At 46.6% G+C, this 17,498-nt stretch carries 14 protein-coding genes; 7 read left to right on the top strand and 7 right to left on the bottom strand.

What is annotated here, in order from left to right; translation table 11 throughout:
• Positions 1-28: 28 nt before the first annotated feature.
• The 4 genes from ABIA61_RS21905 to ABIA61_RS21890 form a co-directional block, all read right to left on the bottom strand.
• Positions 29-1,648, bottom strand: coding sequence for an ABC transporter substrate-binding protein (locus tag ABIA61_RS21905; protein WP_404581254.1), 1,620 nt, complete (start codon positions 1,646-1,648; stop codon positions 29-31).
• A 159-nt stretch (positions 1,649-1,807) separates the two neighbouring features.
• Positions 1,808-2,170: a DUF1304 domain-containing protein gene (locus tag ABIA61_RS21900; RefSeq protein ID WP_283654195.1), complete on the bottom strand. Its 363-nt coding sequence runs from the start codon at positions 2,168-2,170 to the stop codon at positions 1,808-1,810.
• A 145-nt stretch (positions 2,171-2,315) separates the two neighbouring features.
• The gene (locus ABIA61_RS21895; RefSeq protein WP_283654194.1) at positions 2,316-3,827 is read right to left on the bottom strand and encodes a methyl-accepting chemotaxis protein; all 1,512 of its coding nucleotides are present in this window, start codon (positions 3,825-3,827) and stop codon (positions 2,316-2,318) included.
• A gap of 259 nt (positions 3,828-4,086) precedes the next feature.
• Positions 4,087-5,340: a cation:dicarboxylate symporter family transporter gene (locus ABIA61_RS21890; protein WP_404581253.1), complete on the bottom strand. Its 1,254-nt coding sequence runs from the start codon at positions 5,338-5,340 to the stop codon at positions 4,087-4,089.
• Positions 5,341-5,548: 208 nt separating this feature from the next.
• Between ABIA61_RS21890 and ABIA61_RS21885 the strand changes: the two genes are divergently transcribed.
• Together ABIA61_RS21885 and ABIA61_RS21880 are read left to right on the top strand one after the other, a co-directional pair.
• Positions 5,549-6,850, top strand: coding sequence for a sensor histidine kinase (locus ABIA61_RS21885; RefSeq protein WP_404581252.1), 1,302 nt, complete (start codon positions 5,549-5,551; stop codon positions 6,848-6,850).
• 5 nt (positions 6,851-6,855) lie between these two features.
• Positions 6,856-7,785 carry a response regulator gene (locus tag ABIA61_RS21880; RefSeq protein WP_044644967.1) on the top strand — a complete coding sequence of 310 codons (930 nt, stop codon included), beginning with the start codon at positions 6,856-6,858 and terminating at the stop codon, positions 7,783-7,785.
• Between the two features lie 84 nt (positions 7,786-7,869).
• Here the strand turns inward: ABIA61_RS21880 and ABIA61_RS21875 are convergent, their stop codons facing one another.
• The gene (locus tag ABIA61_RS21875; RefSeq protein WP_283654192.1) at positions 7,870-8,382 is read right to left on the bottom strand and encodes a MarR family transcriptional regulator; all 513 of its coding nucleotides are present in this window, start codon (positions 8,380-8,382) and stop codon (positions 7,870-7,872) included.
• Between the two features lie 306 nt (positions 8,383-8,688).
• Between ABIA61_RS21875 and ABIA61_RS21870 the strand changes: the two genes are divergently transcribed.
• Together ABIA61_RS21870 and ABIA61_RS21865 are read left to right on the top strand one after the other, a co-directional pair.
• Positions 8,689-9,186: a DinB family protein gene (locus ABIA61_RS21870; RefSeq protein WP_404581251.1), complete on the top strand. Its 498-nt coding sequence runs from the start codon at positions 8,689-8,691 to the stop codon at positions 9,184-9,186.
• Positions 9,187-9,376: 190 nt separating this feature from the next.
• Positions 9,377-10,576: an MFS transporter gene (locus tag ABIA61_RS21865; RefSeq protein WP_283654190.1), complete on the top strand. Its 1,200-nt coding sequence runs from the start codon at positions 9,377-9,379 to the stop codon at positions 10,574-10,576.
• A gap of 27 nt (positions 10,577-10,603) precedes the next feature.
• On the opposite strand, the gene ABIA61_RS21860 is transcribed toward ABIA61_RS21865, so the two are convergent.
• Together ABIA61_RS21860 and ABIA61_RS21855 are read right to left on the bottom strand one after the other, a co-directional pair.
• Positions 10,604-11,425 carry an endonuclease/exonuclease/phosphatase family protein gene (locus ABIA61_RS21860; protein ID WP_404581250.1) on the bottom strand — a complete coding sequence of 274 codons (822 nt, stop codon included), beginning with the start codon at positions 11,423-11,425 and terminating at the stop codon, positions 10,604-10,606.
• A gap of 5 nt (positions 11,426-11,430) precedes the next feature.
• Positions 11,431-13,101, bottom strand: coding sequence for a PTS transporter subunit IIBC (locus ABIA61_RS21855; protein WP_283654188.1), 1,671 nt, complete (start codon positions 13,099-13,101; stop codon positions 11,431-11,433).
• A gap of 243 nt (positions 13,102-13,344) precedes the next feature.
• Between ABIA61_RS21855 and ABIA61_RS21850 the strand changes: the two genes are divergently transcribed.
• From ABIA61_RS21850 to pgmB, 3 genes are all read left to right on the top strand, one after another.
• A complete protein-coding gene (locus tag ABIA61_RS21850) occupies positions 13,345-14,367 on the top strand; it encodes a LacI family DNA-binding transcriptional regulator (RefSeq protein ID WP_283654187.1) in 1,023 nt (340 codons plus the stop codon).
• A 140-nt stretch (positions 14,368-14,507) separates the two neighbouring features.
• Positions 14,508-16,790 (top strand): glycoside hydrolase family 65 protein, encoded by a 2,283-nt coding sequence (locus tag ABIA61_RS21845; RefSeq protein WP_404581249.1) that lies wholly within the window; start codon positions 14,508-14,510, stop codon positions 16,788-16,790.
• A 27-nt stretch (positions 16,791-16,817) separates the two neighbouring features.
• Positions 16,818-17,474, top strand: coding sequence for a beta-phosphoglucomutase (gene pgmB, locus ABIA61_RS21840; RefSeq protein ID WP_404581248.1), 657 nt, complete (start codon positions 16,818-16,820; stop codon positions 17,472-17,474).
• Positions 17,475-17,498: the final 24 nt, after the last annotated feature.

The following is a 17,498-nucleotide window of genomic DNA, read 5'->3' as shown; positions in this document are numbered from 1 at the left end:
TCCCAGCTTATTTTTTGAAAACCCTGTCTTATTTGTGATAAATTTTGGACAAATCTTCGAAAATTACGACCGGTTTCAGCACAGCCTGATCAATGCCGCCATACTGCTTGTCGAATGCTACAATCGTTTTGGTATAAGCAATCGGGTAGATAACTGCATCATCAGCCAAAATCTCTTGTACCTTTTTGTAGATTTCTCCACGTTTGGTCGTATCCGACTCCGCTGCGCCTTCTTCCATCAACTTATCCACTTCTTTGTTGGAATAACGCGAATAGTTGGAGGACGATCCGGTGCTGTACAAGATACGGTACGCATCCGGGTCATAACCCATGATATAGCCGCTGATCGCCAGATCGAAGTCCTTGGCATTCGTATCGACGAATTTTTGCGACCAAGCCGAGGAATCCATGCTGTTTACATCCAACTGAACGCCGATATCCTTCAACTTCTGCTGAATGTACAGCGCTTGTGCCTCTTGCACCTTATTACCGCCCGGAATAATAATGCGCAGCTTCAGTCCTTCAGCTCCAGCCGATTTCAGCAGTTCTTTCGCCTTGTTCACATCATTATTGAAAAATGGAACATCGTTCGTGTGATACAGCACGTCCTGTGTCAAAGCAGACTTCGCAGTATCAGCATAATCCTTGGAGCCATAAGATACCTGAACCAACTCATCCTGATTCAATGCGTATGAGAGCGCCTGACGCACTTCTTTTTTGTTCAACTGCTTTGTGTCGCTGTTTTCATTAAACATCAGGTAAGCCAAGCGGCCTTCACTGTAAGGGTAAATATCGAACTTATCGGTTGCTTTAATCGTATCCACGTTTTGCGGGTCTACATAGTTGACGTTAATCTCGCCATTCTGGAGCGCCAAGCTCGCAGCATTCGAATCCTTCACAACTCGGTACGTTACAGAGTCCAGATGCGGCTTGCCACCAAAATAGTTATCGAACCGTTCCAGTGTCACGTACTCACCAGTTTTGTATTCTTTAAACTTGAACGGGCCGGAACCGACTGGAGTGTTGTTTTTCGTGCTTTTCTCAATATCCGCTTCGTTCTCGAAAATATGCTTCGGAATCGGGGATACCTGTACCAGCGCCGCTTCAAAAGCAGGAGCTGCCTGGAGAAGCTTGAAATCCACCGTTGTATCATCAACCTTGCTCACCTGAACCGGCTTGCCGTTGATCATAAAATTACTTCTCAAAAAGCTATGCTGCTTCTCGTCCAAAATTTTATTAATCGTGAAAACCACATCGTCAGCTGTCAGCTTCTCGCCATCATGCCAAGTCAGATTCTTTTTCAGCTTCAGCGTGTACGTCAGCTTGTCTGCCGAAGGAGTCAGGCTATCTGCCAGATAGAATGTCTTCTTGCCGTTGTTCACCTGAAACAAAGGTGCGAATATCGCCTGATCTATCGTCAGACTCACCCGGTCACCCGCATAGTTCGGGTTCAGCACCACCGGATCGGCTTGTACACCGATGATCAGATTGCCGCCATCCTTGGGTTGCCCGTTATCAGCTGTTGTAGCATTCGTATTCGCTGCACTTTCGTTTGTCGCAGACGAAGAACCGGAATTCCCGCCAGAGCAGGCACTTACCACCAACATTAATATGATCAATACAAATACACCAGTCCAATTACGACGCATGTCTCTAGCCTCCGAGTTCTCTAAGTGTGTAATAAAAAATATTATAAATCGGAATAATCGGATTTACAATCAATTAAAAACTACCTATTCCCCTTTTCATTAGAAGTTCAGACATTATGTGATCGAAATTAGCAAAAAAACACCCGATTAGGGTGTCTTTTAGAAGACCAGCAAACTGATTAATGCCAGGATGGCGGGTAATCCTTGTTTCAGTAAAATGGATTTATTGGCCGTCAATGCACCATAAATCGCAGCCACCAGAACACAAATCACAAAGAACAGCTGAATCTGTTGCCCTACCGCAGCATCCGGGTACAGCAGCCCCCATACCAGCCCGGCAGCCAGAAACCCGTTGTACAGCCCTTGATTCGCAGCCAGTGACTTGGTCACTCCCGCCAGCTCCTTGGAGGTGCCGAACGTGCGAATCGCCCGTGGAGTCGTCCACAAAAACATTTCCAATATTAAAATGTACACGTGCTCCAGAGCAACAATCCCAACCAATATTGAACTGATCAAGCTCAAGTATATTCCTCTTCTCCACGCAAAATCGTTGTAAGTTGTAACTTTCGGATTCACTCTTGAGGATTATAATCCATTTTCCAAAATCAGTAAAGAGACCGGGACTAAGCCCAGTCTAATTCTTGCATAGCGCTTAGAAGAATGTTACTTACATGGTTCTCGCAAAATCCAGCAATGCTTTGGACATGCTGTTAATCTCGTCCGTAGATGCATTCACCTGCTGCGTGAGCGCGGCCTGTGTCTGCGTCAATGTAGACATGTTGCCGATGTTATGCAAAATTCGCTCGATGAGCGTCTTCATTTCGTCCAGACTGGTTTCAATATTTCCGGTCGCATCGGCGCTGTGAATGGCAAGCTTCCTTACTTCATCCGCAACTACAGCAAAACCGCGTCCCTGTTCACCCGCACGGGATGCCTCGATCGCCGCATTCAGCCCAAGCAGATTCGTTTGATTGGCAATCTCTTTAATGAAGTTGGAAATGTTTTGTGTCTCTTCCGCGCTGACTTTGGCCTGATTAGCCGCCTCAGTCGATTGCTCTTGAGCCGTAGCCAGCTCCTGCGCCTGATTACTAACCGAGTTGACACCATTCACCATTTCCGTAATGGAATCGGAGAGATGCTGTATTTTGAGCGTGAGCTCGTCCGCAACGGACTGCTTTTGTTTTTCCAACGTTACATCACGGATAGTACCTGCCATGCGAATTGGCACTCCCTTACTGTCACGTATGCTTCCCCCACTATTATAATACCAGCGGTATTCGCCATTTTTATTCTGCAAGCGGCAAGTTACTTCATAGGGAGTGCGATCTGAAAAATCATTCAAATGGTCGTTCAACGCTTTAAACGCTATTTCAACGTCATCTGGATGCAAGCGTGAACCCCAGCTGCTAAGCGCACTCGGAAAGTCTTTCTCATCACTAAAACCCAGCGTTTTGCGAAATTGCGGTGACCACCAAAATTCACTATTTGGATTCTCTACATCTCCGTCAACCAGGATGATGTCGTATGGAGCTTCGATTAATACACGGTTAACAAGGTCATACCTTGTAACCATTGCTTCCAATTCCTCAGACTTGATTTTCTGGTCATTCACATCCAGCAAAGCGCCTGCGATTCGCAGTGGCACTCCTTGCTGATCTCGAATTGTCGTTCCAGTCGCACGGAACCAACGGTATTCGCCATGCTTCAGCTTTAAGCGATACTGAATGTCATAAGGAGTTTTTCCGGTATGATCCAGCAAATGATCCGCCAACGCTGCCAATACCCAGTCATAATCCTCCGGATGTAACCGGGATGCCCAGCTATCCAATACATTTGGGAAATCCTTTTCGCTCTGATACCCCAGCATGGAGCGGAATTCATCTGTCCATGTGAACGTATTGTTTGGATTCACAGGATCACCTGCAATGACCTCCATATCCCATAAGCCGACTTCAATCGCCTTGGTGACGAGCTTCAGACGAATGTCGGTGTGTCGAGCCTCATTTTTGATGGATTCAAGCGCTTGGTTGACATTGTTTGCGATTTCCTGAACCTCAGAAGATGCAGAGGATAGTTGTATTGCGGCAGAGTAGTCCTTCTGCTGTATTTTTTGCGACAATTTGCGGCTTTCTTCCACTAAAGGAGCAAGTGATTGAGCCTCGTTTTTTTTGAGAAACATGATATGATCTTCCCTTCTGAACCAATGTTTGAAACGGTATATTTTATATCGGAATATTATCAATAATCATTATAAATAAAATTGAAATTAATTAGGTAAAAAGAACCATTTTTTAAGACCATATGCCCAAATATTCATAGATAAAATATCGAAAAATGTCGAATGAGGGAGGAACCTCACAGGTCTGGAAACGAAAAGAACACCCTCGCACTTACTCTGCAAGAGTGTTCTTTTCGGCAAATATTCGGTTTATTCGATTTTATTTCAAAGAAGCAGCATATTCCTCGCCTTTTTCCTTATCGTATTCGCCTTCCCATTTGGACATGACTACGGCGGCAAGCGAGTTGCCCAATACATTTACTACTGTACGGGCCATATCCAGAATACGGTCAATACCAGCGATAAAGGCCAAGCCCTCCAGTGGAAGGTTAACTGATCCCAGTGTAGCGAGCAAAACTACAAAGGAAGCGCCCGGCACGCCTGCAATACCCTTGGAAGAAATAATCAGCACTATTACAAGTGTGATTTGTGTAGTGATCGGCAGATCAATACCATACATTTGGGCAATGAAAATCGCAGCCAGTGCCTGATACAAGGTGGAACCGTCCAGATTAAAGGAATATCCAATCGGAATGACGAAGGAAGTAATCCCTTTAGGACAACCGAACTTCTCCATCTTCTCCATGATCTTGGGCAGGACGCTTTCCGAACTGGCGGTCGAGTAAGCCAGCAGCAGCTCGCTTTTCAAAATTTTAACCATGGTCCAAAGACGGGTACCGCAAAGCTTTGCAATAATTCCAAAAACAATCACAATGAATAACAGCATGGAGCCGTACACGGACAAGACGAGCTTGAGCAACGGCCACAGCGAAGCCAGTCCAAACTTGGCTACTGTCGTTCCGATCAGTGCGAATACACCGAACGGAGCCAGGCGCATAACCTGATTGGTTACCCAGAACATGGCGTCGGCTACACCTTCGAAGAAACCCAATACAGGCTTGCCCTTGTCACCAATCGCCGCCACCCCTAGTCCGAACAATACGGAGAAGAAGATAATGGCGAGCATATCCCCTTCGCCCAACGATTGAATAATATTAGTAGGCACAATATGCACAATCGTATCCATAAAGCTGTGGCCTGTCTTTTCTGCTGTCTCCACATAGCTATGAATATCGCTCTTGGCCAGATGAGACATATCCACGCCGTCTCCGGGCCGAACCAGATTGGCAACGAGCAGTCCGAAAAGGATGGCAATCGTCGTTACGATTTCAAAGTAGAGAATAGACTTCCCACCGAGTTTACCCAATTTCTTCATATCTCCGACGCCGGCTACGCCGATAATGAGAGTTGAGATCACAATAGGCACGACAATCATCTTAATCAAGCGGATAAAAATATCGCCGATCGGCTTTAAGTAGACTTCCACCCCTGAATTGCCGTAAAATAAGGCACCAATAATAATACCTAAAGCCAGACCGATAAAGATTTGCATTGTCAAATTAATCTTTTTCATTTCGTGTCTCCCCCCTGGCTGATTTGTATATTTTTGCAGTATGCTGTTCTTAATATTCAAATGGTGTTATTTATACTACAGTCTGATCTATAAAAACCGACAATTATCTACACCTGTATTTGTTTTTTTTCAATAAATTCACCATTTTAATGTTGGATTGTGAATTTATCTCACATTGCCTTTCTAATAACATAGGAGGTGAATAATTATGAAGCTGAATATCCTCCTTTTCCTGCTTATGCTTGTGGTCGTACCACTGGCGGGCGAGCTGAATATTCACCCTTTCTTTAATACATTTCGTCTCAGCTTCGGCACGCCTGTATTTTTTTTCTTTCTGCTATCTATTCGTCATATTCCGCCTGCATTATCAGGACTGCTTACAGGCATAGCCGTGGTGGCCTTTCGTATCTCACTCAGTTATTTTACCCATTCCGGCCTTTCCTTCGAAGAGCTGGTGACCCTGCACGGGCCTACCTTTTTTTATTACCTGGTCTACGGCCTGCTCTTTCAGGTCCTTAACATTAATGCCGAGCCTTACCGCGCTCTCCGGGTGGGCATCCTCTCCGTGGGTATTGAGGTTGCGGCAAGCGTGGCGGAACTTAGCGTCCGACGGAGCATTGACGGGGAATTCTGGGACATCATCAAGATGGGCAAGGTGGTGCTCATCGCCATGATCCGCAGCTTCTTCGTGCTCGGGTTCTACAATATCATTCGCCTGAAGCAGTCCGTTCAGCATGAAGAGGCGCAAAGAGAGCAGACCGAACGGATTCTGCTTCTGGTATCGGATCTGTACGAGGAGTCCGTCCAGCTCGGCAAAACCCTGTCGCATACAGAGCAGATCACCCGTGAAAGCTACGAGCTATATCGGGAGTTGCAGCAGGCTGAATCTCTGGAAGACAGGGACCGTTACGCCAGACAGGCACTCCGTATTTCCGGACAGGTTCATGAGATCAAAAAAGACAGTCAGCGGATTTATGCCGGGCTGTCCAAGCTGATTGATGCGGAAAGCGGAGTGCATTACATGCCTTCTCGGGAGCTTGGGGAGCTGATCGTCCGAACGAACCACAAATATGCACAAGCGCTGGACAAGTCTATTCATTTCAGCCTGAATGTTGACCCTTTGCTGTCCAAGTTGCATGTTTATACGGTTTTGACACTCATTAATAATCTGACAGCCAATGCGGTTGAAGCGATGAAGGACAGCGGAAGGATTGACGTTTCCATTCGGTTTCTACCAGGAAAAGAGGACACGGTGACCTTTAGTGTCACGGACAACGGCCCGGGGATTCCTCAGCGTAAAAGGGAAATGGTCTTCACACCGGGGTATACAACCAAGTATGATGATGAAGGACAGCCTTCGACTGGCATGGGATTGTTTTATGTGCGCGAGGTCGCGGAGAGCCTCGAAGGAACGATTGTGCTGCAACAGGAAGAAGAACACACAGACAGGGTACGGACCACTTTTACAGTCACATTGCCTTTACGGAAACTGACGGAGAAAGGAAGATAGCCCGGATGCGTTTTTATATTGTAGATGACGATCAGGGAATTCGCTCTATGCTGGCAGACATTATTGAAGATGAAGGTCTCGGTGAGGTTATCGGGGAAGCGGAGGACGGTTCCTATGTGAACAGCGATCTATTGGAGCTTAACCGGATTGATGTATTGCTCATTGATCTGCTGATGCCGATTCGTGATGGCATTCAGACGGTGCGTGCACTCAGTGATCAATTCAGCGGCAAAATCATTATGATTTCCCGCATTGAATCCAAAAACATGATCGGCGAGGCATACTCGCTCGGTATTGAATACTACATTGCCAAGCCCTTGAATCGGCTGGAGATTATTGCGGTGATTCATAAGGTGTCCGAACGTTTGCGTATGCAGCAATCTATCACGGATATCCAGCGCACGCTACAGGGGCTCTCGATGTTCACATCGAGAGGACCATCGACAACAGTAGAACCGACCAAAAGCATCACAACTTCCGGGCAGTTTCTGCTCTCCGAAATGGGAATGATCGGCGAAGCAGGCAGTATGGATTTGCTGGACATGCTGGAATATCTGGACCAGTATGAGGAAGATACGGGTAACCTATCCCCCTATCTGTTCCCACCGTTGAAGGATATCTTCGCGAATGTAGCCTTGAAACGGCTGGGAAGCTCGGCTTCTGCGACAGAGCTGAGTAAGGAAATCAAAGCATCTGAGCAGCGCGTCCGCCGCGCTATTTTCCAGACACTAAGCCATATCGTGTCGCTCGGATTGACGGATTACACCCACCCTAAATTTGAAAATTATGCGTCCAAATTTTTTGATTTTACAGAAATCCGCAAAAAAATGCTGGAACTGCAAAACAATGTGGAACCCTCGCTGTCTCAAGCCCGGATCAATACAAAAAAATTTGTACAGGTGTTCTATATGGAGGCCAAAAGGCTGCTACATTAAAAAAGCACCTGCTTACCCCCTAATGTGCCACCACATGAGAAGGGTTACGCAGATGCCATTTGGTTAAAAAATGCTGATCATCTTCTAGTCTTTTGGTTCCACACTCTTGTCCTGGCGTTCCATTGCACCCAAAAAACCGACACCATCGGACAACAAGCGTTTCAAGACATTTAATTCCTCCGTACTGTAACGATCTAAAAATTGAAGCAACTGATGCTGTACTTTATTGTGAAGCCGCTCATGCACAAGAAAGAGCTTTTTACCCAACGGGGTTAGACGAAAATAAATCTCTTTTTTGTTGTCGTTAAGCTGGGTTCTGCGAATCCAGCCTTCCTTGAGCAGTTTGGTGCTGACTTTCGAAACCGTACCTTTGCTCAGCTCAATCCGATCCGCTAATGTCGTAACATTAATCGGCTCATGCCTCCCGATACAGTCAATGACGTGAACATCAGTCAGTTTGAGCGAAGCATTCCCATCAAAATGCTCGTGGACTTCTTCGAGAAAAGACATACTCTCTCTCTGCTGATACTGCTCCAGCTGATGGTTAGTTTTGATAAGCAGGTCATAGACGTGCTGAATGATTGTGGCTTTTTCCATACAAACCGATAGTCACTCCTTTGGCGTATCCCTCCGTTCATTATAGCTTAAATTTGTTTCAAAAGAAACAATATAAGATACGAAAAGCTCCCCTTTAACATTTTCGCATCTAAATAAAAATCATACTGATTCATGATTTTTCGTTTCTCATGAAACAATTTTATTGTAATTATATTGAGAATAATTATCAACTACTTTTTTCAGAAAATTCTTCTCTCTCGCAAACCATGCTTTAATTTTCATTTCCAAAAATTTAATTGTATAATCGTAAAATGAGACAAGCTCTTATGAAAGGGATGATCTTACATGTCGGATGCAAACCAATTATTCGGTCAAGCACTGGTTAAATCGCTGGTCGGTGAACGTGGACATATTCGAGTGGCTCGGGCTTTGCCGGATATCGACGCTGAGCTGGCAGGTAAAAAAAATGTAGAAATGCCCTACAGCATTTATCAACTGTTGAAGCATATGAGCTACTGGCAGCAATTTATGCTGGAGCATTTGGAAGGTCGGAAGCCCCAACTTCCGGGCAATGTGATGGAAAGCTGGCCCGAAGAAACCGGACCGCAAAGTGAAGAAGCATGGCAGGCAGTTATTAAGGAATTTTTGCAGGGCGTAGATCAGGCTGTAAAGATTGCCGAAACCGCACAGCTGGATGATTCGCTGGCCCATTTCCCCGGTGAAACGAAAGCGGGACTGCTGCGGAATATCGCTTCCCACAACTCATATCATTTGGGCGAAATCGTGCTGCTGCGCCGTATTTATGGAGCTTGGCCGCCGCCTGGAGGGGGCTTTCCCGCTTAAAGGGAAAACTGTGCCCTCGGGAAATCAGGCACAATGAGGAGCACACCTGCGTATCCTAGGGAGAATTACTCCCCTTGTGCCCTGCTTACTTATACTCATCCTACCTTGATTTGGAGCCCTTTATGCGTCATCAGGAGCAATCAGAAAAATGGTCCCCCATTATGCATAATCAAAGAGAGGTTTCGAGGATATGAAGAGGCGTATACATTTAAGCCATAATATCATCTGTATGATTGTCATTAGCCTTATTGCTAATATGAGCGGGAGTATGATCCTCCCGCTCTTTGCTATTTATGTAGAACAGTTCGGCATATCCGCACTCAATATGAGTATTTTATTTTCTCTATTTTATGTGGGAAGATTTCTGGGTGGAGGCTTGGCAGGACGAATTTATGAAAAGATTGGCGCAAAGCGCTTGGGGCTGAGCTTACTCTTCGCTGAAATCATTTGTATGCTCTTGTTCCCGGTTGCAGAAAGCTTCTTCATTCTATCCATCCTTAGACTCCTTCAAGGCTTGGTGGCGATAGGATTAACCGTCTTTGTAAGAGTCACCATTAACCAGATCAGTACCACGGAGAATAGAGGTATCCTCAATGGATATATCAGCAGCAGCGAAGGTGCAGGTACGATTTTGGGACCTATCATGAGTGGAATCATTGTTTCCTATTTTACTTTAGCTGTCCCGTTCTATTTCGTCGCTATTTTTTCCTGTATATCCTTCGTTGCCGTCTCCAGAATGACATTCCCCCGTCTCTCTTCCAAACCTCAGCAGCAGCAAGAACCCCTTCATGAATCGAAAAGAAAAACCATGCTAACGAAACAGCTACTGCTCTATTCCACCGTTCATTTCCTTGAAATGAGTGCATTCGCCATATTTTTAACGTACTTCTCTGTGTATGCAACCTACAAGCTCCATTGGGGCCCTGTAGAAATCAGCTTGGCTTTTACAATCATCGGGGTATCGACGTTTGTATCAGCACCCTTTATTGGCAAAGTATCCGATCTGCTCAAAGATCGCTTAATCCTCAGTATTATTGGCCTGTTGCTGATCATGGTGGAAATAGCCTTGTTTCTTTGGTTCAAGGAACCATGGATTGTATACTTGGGGATGTTCATCGGAGGCATTGGCGGAGCCAGTTATCTGGATTCTTTTTACTCACAACTGGGGGATGTCATTCCTGAGGAAAATAGAAGTTCATTTATCGGCAACGTCGTATCATTTTCGGAATTAGGGGCCATTGTCTCTCCAATCATCGCAGGCGTACTCATTGAACGTTTTAACATAAATGCCCCTTTTTATTACAATATGCTTTTGGTGCTTATGGCTATTGTTATCCAATACTTCATTCGGTTAAAGTTGAAATCCTCAAGAAAAAGGCCACTTGCATAAGCAGGCAGCCTGTTCCTTGACCTATAATTACAGCTCCAATTCAACTGCAACCCCGAAATGATCGGATACGACTAATCCCGTTTTTCCGTTCAACACGACAGTTGAAGATTGAACCTGTACGGGTTTGTTGGAAAAAATATAGTCAATCCGCAGCGGTTCGGCGTTACTTTCCCAGCCTGCAATGGCTTTGATGACCGTATGGCCTTCATCACGTACCGTTGCGTTCGGATAGGTGTCCGACCAGCCGGATTGCAGCACATAGTCATACCCTTCCCCGCGCACTTCAGCCGCATTGTTGAAATCCCCCATCATAAAAACAGGCGTCGGCGCAAAAGGATTCAATACCTCCGTTGTACGGTCCCATAGTCCACGGAAGGATTCCTCATCATTCCACCAGTTGTAGTGCCCGCTCACAAACCAAGCCGATACTCCATCCACCGCAGTTTGCACGCCCACAATTTTACGGGATCGGTAGTTGTCATAGTCCCGTAGCGAGGAAACATATTCGTTCACCGTGCCTGTAATCGGTGTTTTGGACAAAATCGCCAAGCCCTCATCGTATTTGGCAAAGCCAATATGTGCGGGGGCCCACGTCCAATAATAGGTATCGGACAATAACCCATTCAGCACATAAGCGTAATTATCGCGCTTAATGACCACCTCAGGATCAGCGCTATAGTAAGCGCCCAAATCGTCCGGCGATAAAGGAGCCTCGTCCATAGACTGGTTCACTTCCTGCAAAGCAATGATATCGAACTGCTGCTCATGAATAAAAGCGGCCAGTTGTTTTAGCTTTTCGAGCTGATTTTCTTCCATCCAAGCATGTACATTTAAGGTTAACAATTTCAAAGTAATCACCTGTTGAGTATGTCTTGTATATCTGATTTGAGCACATCGGCCTTCGGTCCGTAAACCGCCTGTACCCCATTATCTACTTTAATTAAGCCCAGAGCGCCCAACGCTTTCCATGTCTTTTCGTCCCCGACGGCATCTGTATCCTTCACCGTCACACGCAGACGGGTCATGCAGGCATCGACCTCGACAATGTTCTGCTCACCCCCAAGCGTTTTGATGATATCTGCCGCCAATTGATTCTGAGGGGAAACGGCCGCTACATGACCTGTATCCAAATCCGCGCTGCCAGTCCCTCCAGCCTCCTGAGGCTCCTCATCCGTATAGTTCCCCAGTCTTCCCGGCGTAGCCATTTGGAATTTGCCGATCATAAAATAAGCGATAAAGTAAGTCACCACCGCAAATACAACACAAGTCAGCACGAAATTGATAATGTCCTGCACCAAACCCGCATTTATAGACAACGGTAATCGAGTCAGCAACTCAATCATACCAAACGAATGTAAACGCAAATGTATGATGTCCGCCATTCCGAACGCAATTCCGGTAAGAATAGCATAAACCACGTACAGTACAGGCGCTACGAACATAAACATAAATTCCAGCGGCTCCGTTACCCCTGTCAAAAAGACAGCAGCGGCGGCTGAAAAAATCATCGACTTGTACTTGCTTCGCTTATCCTTGTCTACACGGCGATACATAGCCACCGCCAGTCCCATAAGGATTCCCGCTCCGCCGATCATTTGCCCTACCTTAAAGCGGGCAGGCGTCACGCCTTCCAACAAGCTATTGTAGGCTGTCGGATCGGTACCACGAAGCGCACTCAGGTCGCTTGCCCAAGCCAGCCACAGCGGGTCCTGTCCAGCAACGACGCTGCCCGCCCCGGAACCCGTAAGCGTCGTGTAAACGCCACCAAGTTGAGTATAGTTAATAGGAACCGTCAGCATATGGTGAAGCCCGAAGGGAATTAACAGTCTTTCCAGTGTACCATAGACAAATGGCGCTACAAAAGGAGCCGATTCCCCAGAGGTCGCCAACCAAACACCAAACTGGTTAATCCCTCCCTGGATAAATGGCCAGATGGCAGACATGATCAAACTAACGATGACAGACCATAAAATCACGACAAAAGGAACAAAACGTTTACCGTTAAAAAAGGCTAAAGCGTCCGGCAGCTTGCGGTAATTGTAGTATTTGTTAAATACCACTGCCCCGACGAACCCGGAGATGATACCGACAAACACGCCCATATTGAGTGCAGGTGCCCCTAAGACAGAAGTAAAATAGCCACTGACCGGAATAGATGCACCAAAGAGAGTATGGGTGGTTGCCCCCTCCTGCGTTAGCATCTTCGAGGATACGCCCAAAATCGTTCCTGTTGAAATATTAATAAGAATAAAAGCAATTAAGGCGGCAAAAGCCCCGCCAGCCCGTTCCTTGGCCCAGGAACCGCCGATTGCCACCGCAAACAGAATGTGTAAATTGTTAATGATGCCCCAACCCAAATTTTCCATGACCCCACCGACGGTCAACCAGACATGAACATCACCAGCCAGCATTGCCACCACTTTACCGAGCGAAATCATAATTCCGGCCGCTGGCATGACAGCGACAACCACAAGCAGTGCTTTCCCAAGCTTTTGCCAAAAATCAAATGATAGAAGTTTTTTCATTTCTCCATCAATCTCCATCCATATAGTATGTATAGCGTTGTTTGTTACCTCGTAAATAAATGCAATCGGTTGCACAATTATTATAATGATATCGCTTTCTATTGGCAATACCCTGATTGTAAACATCTTGGTTAATGACGATGTAAAAGCTCGAAAAAAGTCGCGAATTTGTTGATTTTCGAGCAATATCGTATGATAGAACATAATATTTCCTGCTTGAGATAGCAAAAGGAGAAGAAGACGATGGCAGTAACCATCAAAGATGTCGCAAAGCGTGCCAATGTTGCTACTTCCACCGTGTCCCGTGTCATTCAAGACAGCCCAAAAATTAGCGAGGCCACCAAGGCACGTGTCCGCAAAGAAATGAAGGCGCTTGGCTATGAGCCCAATTATTCAGCCCAAAGTCTGGCTAACCGTGTCACACAGTCGATTGGCATTATTATGCCTGAATCGGATGTGGCGATCTTTCAAAACCCGTTCTTTCCGGAAAGCCTTCGCGGGATCAGCGAATGGGTAAATGAGCATAACTATACACTGTCGATTGTCACAGGAAAAACGAGCGATGAATTGCTATCCCGCGTGAAGCTGATGACGCGAACCGGACGTGTTGACGGCTATATTGTCTTGTATTCCAAGCAAGAGGATAAAATCGTGGAGTATTTTCATAAAGAAAAAATACCTTACACTGTAATCGGCAAGCCTCAGCAATTTATCAGTGAAACCACTCATGTGGACAACGATAACTATCAGGCCGCCAAGGACGTGGTCACTTATTTGATCCGTCTGAATCATCAGCGTATTGCTTATGTTGGCGGAGATCATGAACGCACTGTGAATACCGAAAGACTCAGGGGCTATCAGGATGCGCTGCGGGAGGCCCATTTGCCTCTACCGGACGAGTACGTTGTCAGGGAGCCTTTTACCCTGGAGGACATACGGACGCTATTGCAGGTTTCCCCGCCGCCTACCGCTATGATCGTCAATGACGACCTTGTAGCGATGGCTGTACAGAAATTTCTGTCCCAACTGGGCGTATCCATGCCAGAACAGCTTTCCATGGTGAGCTTTAACAATCTGATGCTGGCTGAGCTGATGAATCCCCCTCTTTCTTCCGTAGATATTGATATCTTCACCCTTGGTTATCAGGCGGCCAAAAGTCTGATCGAAAAAATCGAAGACCCCAAGGAACTGACCAAACATATCATCGTTCCCCACCGGATTGTAGAACGCGAATCCAGTCAGAAGCTACCGTACTCCGAGGAATGAACAAAAAACTGATTTTGTGGACATCCATAAAATCAGTTTTTTTGCGTTGACAGGGCAATCGGTTGCACTATATACTGAACTCGCTCATATACTGGTTTCGTTAAAACAACGAATTCATTTTCCGAGAGGGGTACGCAATCATGGTTTATAACCGATTATTTGACGTAGATAACTGGAAACTGACAACCCACACTCTACATACAACACACATGCGATTACAAGAAAGCATAATGTCCATAGGCAACGGTTATATGGGCATGCGCGGCAATTTTGAAGAAGCCTATTCAGGTGATCATCATCAAGGAACTTATATCTCCGGTGTCTGGTTCCCCGACAAAACAAAGGTCGGCTGGTGGAAAAACGGCTATCCCGAGTATTTTGGCAAGGTCATCAACGCCATGAATTTTATCGGCATCGGTCTGATCGTGAACCAGCAGGAAGTGGACTTATTTACGGCCCACATCAGTGATTTTGTGCAGGAACTGGACATGAAGCAAGGTATTCTGCGGCGTGCCTGTACCGTGAACGGTCAGGTTCGTATCACTACGGAACGTTTTCTAAGCATCACCACTCGTGAACTATGCCTGATTGATTACCAGGCAACCAATATAAGCGAGCAGCCTCTAACGATTGAGCTTGTTCCTTATTTGGACGGTAATACGAGAAATGAGGACACCAACTATGATGAGGTGTTCTGGCTGGAGGAAGCGCGCGAGGTTCAGGAACAATTCATCAGCCTATCCACAACGACGATAGACAATTCGTTTGGTATTCCGCGTTTTACCGTAAACGCTACCATGGGTATTGTGACCGCAGGACAGGATCAGCAAACGACGGAAGAGGGCTTTTTGTATGCTGCACGCCACTATCAATATACCGTTGCTCCAGGTGACAGTGCTCATCTGCAAAAAATCGTGGCTGTCACCACCTCACGTGACATAGAAAGGGATGCGTTGATTCCACAAGCTGAACGTCTCGCCGTGGAAGCCGTGAACAAAGGATACACACTGCTTAAGCAGGAGCATATCGCCGCTTGGGACGGACGTTGGGACAAAGCGGATGTTGAAATCGAAGGGGATACAGAGGCCCAGCAGGGAATACGTTTTAACATTTTCCAGCTATTCTCTACGTACTACGGTGAAGACGCCCGCCTGAACATTGGCCCCAAGGGCTTTACGGGTGAAAAATATGGCGGTGCCACGTATTGGGATACGGAGGCGTACGCTGTGCCGATGTATTTGGCGCTGGCAGATCCTGATGTGACTAAAAACCTGCTTCTATACCGCTACCATCAATTGGAGGGTGCCAAGCATAATGCGGCACAGCAAGGACTGCGGGGCGCACTGTATCCTATGGTCACCTTTACGGGTGTGGAATGCCATAACGAATGGGAAATTACCTTCGAGGAAATTCACCGTAACGGGGCCATTGCCTATGCCATTTACAATTACACCAACTACACGGGCGACTTGGCCTATTTACGGGAATATGGAATAGATGTACTGGTCGAAATTAGCCGCTTCTGGGCGGATCGTGTTCATTTTTCCCATCGCCATCAGCAGTATATGATCCACGGGGTTACTGGGCCGAACGAATACGAAAACAACGTCAATAACAACTGGTATACCAATACACTGGCTGCATGGGTTTTAAAATATACGTTATCGGTCTTGTCTCAAACTTCTTCAGAGAAATCGGAGAGGCTGGCTGTTACCGAGGATGAGCTTGCGCATTGGCAGGATATCATCAACCGTATGTACTATCCCTACGATGAGGAACGGGGCATATTCGTACAGCATGATACCTTTCTGGATAAGGATTTGCAGCCTGTATCCTCCCTTGATCCAAGTCATCTGCCGCTAAATCAGAAATGGTCATGGGATAAAATCCTCCGTTCCTGCTTCATCAAGCAGGCGGATGTGCTACAGGGTCTGTATTTCTTCGGAGATCAGTTCACGCTGGAGGAAAAAGTGCGCAATTTTGCATTTTATGAGCCGATGACCGTTCATGAATCCAGTCTGTCCCCATCCATTCACGCCGTGCTGGCCGCTGAGCTCAAAATGGAGGAAAAAGCAGTCCAGATGTATCAACGGACGGCTCGTCTGGATCTGGATAATTATAATAACGATACCGAGGACGGTCTGCATATTACCTCCATGACGGGAAGCTGGCTGGCGATTGTGCAGGGCTTTGCCGGAATGAGAACGTATAACGAAACATTGAGCTTCTCCCCCTTCCTGCCTCAGGGCTGGAGCAAATATACGTTTAAAATCAACTATCGCGGTCGCTTGCTAAGTATTCTCGTACAGGAAAATGAAGTAATCATTACGCTGTTGGACGGAGAACCCTTGACGCTGGAGCTGTATGGACAGCCGACACATATAACCAATGGGCAACCGTTAATGACGAGCAGTGTTTCATAAATACGGGCAGACAAGGGGGAGAAGCGAATGAAGGCAGTGATTTTTGACTTGGACGGCGTGATTACAGATACCGCCGAATACCATTTTCAGGCATGGGACAGCTTGGCGGCGGCGTTGGGCATTCCTTTTGATCGAGAATTTAATGAGCAGCTAAAAGGGATCAGCCGAACGGAATCACTCGACAAAATATTGGCGCGGGGTGAAGCGGACGCATATACTGCCGAGGATAAGCTGGAGCTGGCTGCACGGAAAAATACGGAGTACCAGCGGCTCATCTCGGCTTTGACCCCGGCAGACGTACTACCGGGCATCCATGCACTTCTAATGGAGTTACGCGACGCCAGGATCGGAATTGCGCTGGCCTCTGCGAGCAAAAACGCAGCGTTTATACTGGATAGGCTGGAGCTGACGCACTATTTTGACAGTGTGGTGGATGTCACAGCCATTCGGCATGGCAAGCCTGACCCGGAAATCTTCCTCACCGGAGCCGTGAATCTGGGTGTTCAGCCTGCCGGCTGTATCGGTATAGAGGACGCTCAGGCCGGAATCCAGGCGATCAAGAGTGCAGGAATGTTCGCGGTCGGTGTGGGCACGCCCTCGCAAATGCAAGGTGCCGATATCGTGGTGGCTACTACCGCCGAGTTGTCGTTGAGGATGTTGGAAGAGCATTTTTTCAGGGGATGAAGAAGGGAAAGAATATAAAAAAAT

The organism is Paenibacillus sp. RC21 (assembly GCF_044907935.1).
In the GTDB taxonomy this organism is placed as follows: Bacteria; Bacillota; Bacilli; order Paenibacillales; family Paenibacillaceae; genus Paenibacillus; species Paenibacillus terrae_A.
Note: the sequence above shows the minus strand (reverse complement) of the source record. Positions and strands in the feature narration are given on the sequence as shown.

Coding starts and splice junctions, on each gene's coding strand:
- ABIA61_RS21865 (WP_283654190.1), top strand. CDS start 9,377: ATGAAGAGGCGTATACATTTAAGCCATAATATCATCTGTATGATTGTC.
- ABIA61_RS21875 (WP_283654192.1), bottom strand. CDS start 8,382: ATGGAAAAAGCCACAATCATTCAGCACGTCTATGACCTGCTTATCAAA.
- ABIA61_RS21890 (WP_404581253.1), bottom strand. CDS start 5,340: ATGAAAAAGATTAATTTGACAATGCAAATCTTTATCGGTCTGGCTTTA.
- ABIA61_RS21855 (WP_283654188.1), bottom strand. CDS start 13,101: ATGAAAAAACTTCTATCATTTGATTTTTGGCAAAAGCTTGGGAAAGCA.
- ABIA61_RS21880 (WP_044644967.1), top strand. CDS start 6,856: ATGCGTTTTTATATTGTAGATGACGATCAGGGAATTCGCTCTATGCTG.
- ABIA61_RS21895 (WP_283654194.1), bottom strand. CDS start 3,827: ATGTTTCTCAAAAAAAACGAGGCTCAATCACTTGCTCCTTTAGTGGAA.
- ABIA61_RS21845 (WP_404581249.1), top strand. CDS start 14,508: ATGGTTTATAACCGATTATTTGACGTAGATAACTGGAAACTGACAACC.
- ABIA61_RS21885 (WP_404581252.1), top strand. CDS start 5,549: ATGAAGCTGAATATCCTCCTTTTCCTGCTTATGCTTGTGGTCGTACCA.
- ABIA61_RS21870 (WP_404581251.1), top strand. CDS start 8,689: ATGTCGGATGCAAACCAATTATTCGGTCAAGCACTGGTTAAATCGCTG.
- ABIA61_RS21850 (WP_283654187.1), top strand. CDS start 13,345: ATGGCAGTAACCATCAAAGATGTCGCAAAGCGTGCCAATGTTGCTACT.
- pgmB (WP_404581248.1), top strand. CDS start 16,818: ATGAAGGCAGTGATTTTTGACTTGGACGGCGTGATTACAGATACCGCC.
- ABIA61_RS21905 (WP_404581254.1), bottom strand. CDS start 1,648: ATGCGTCGTAATTGGACTGGTGTATTTGTATTGATCATATTAATGTTG.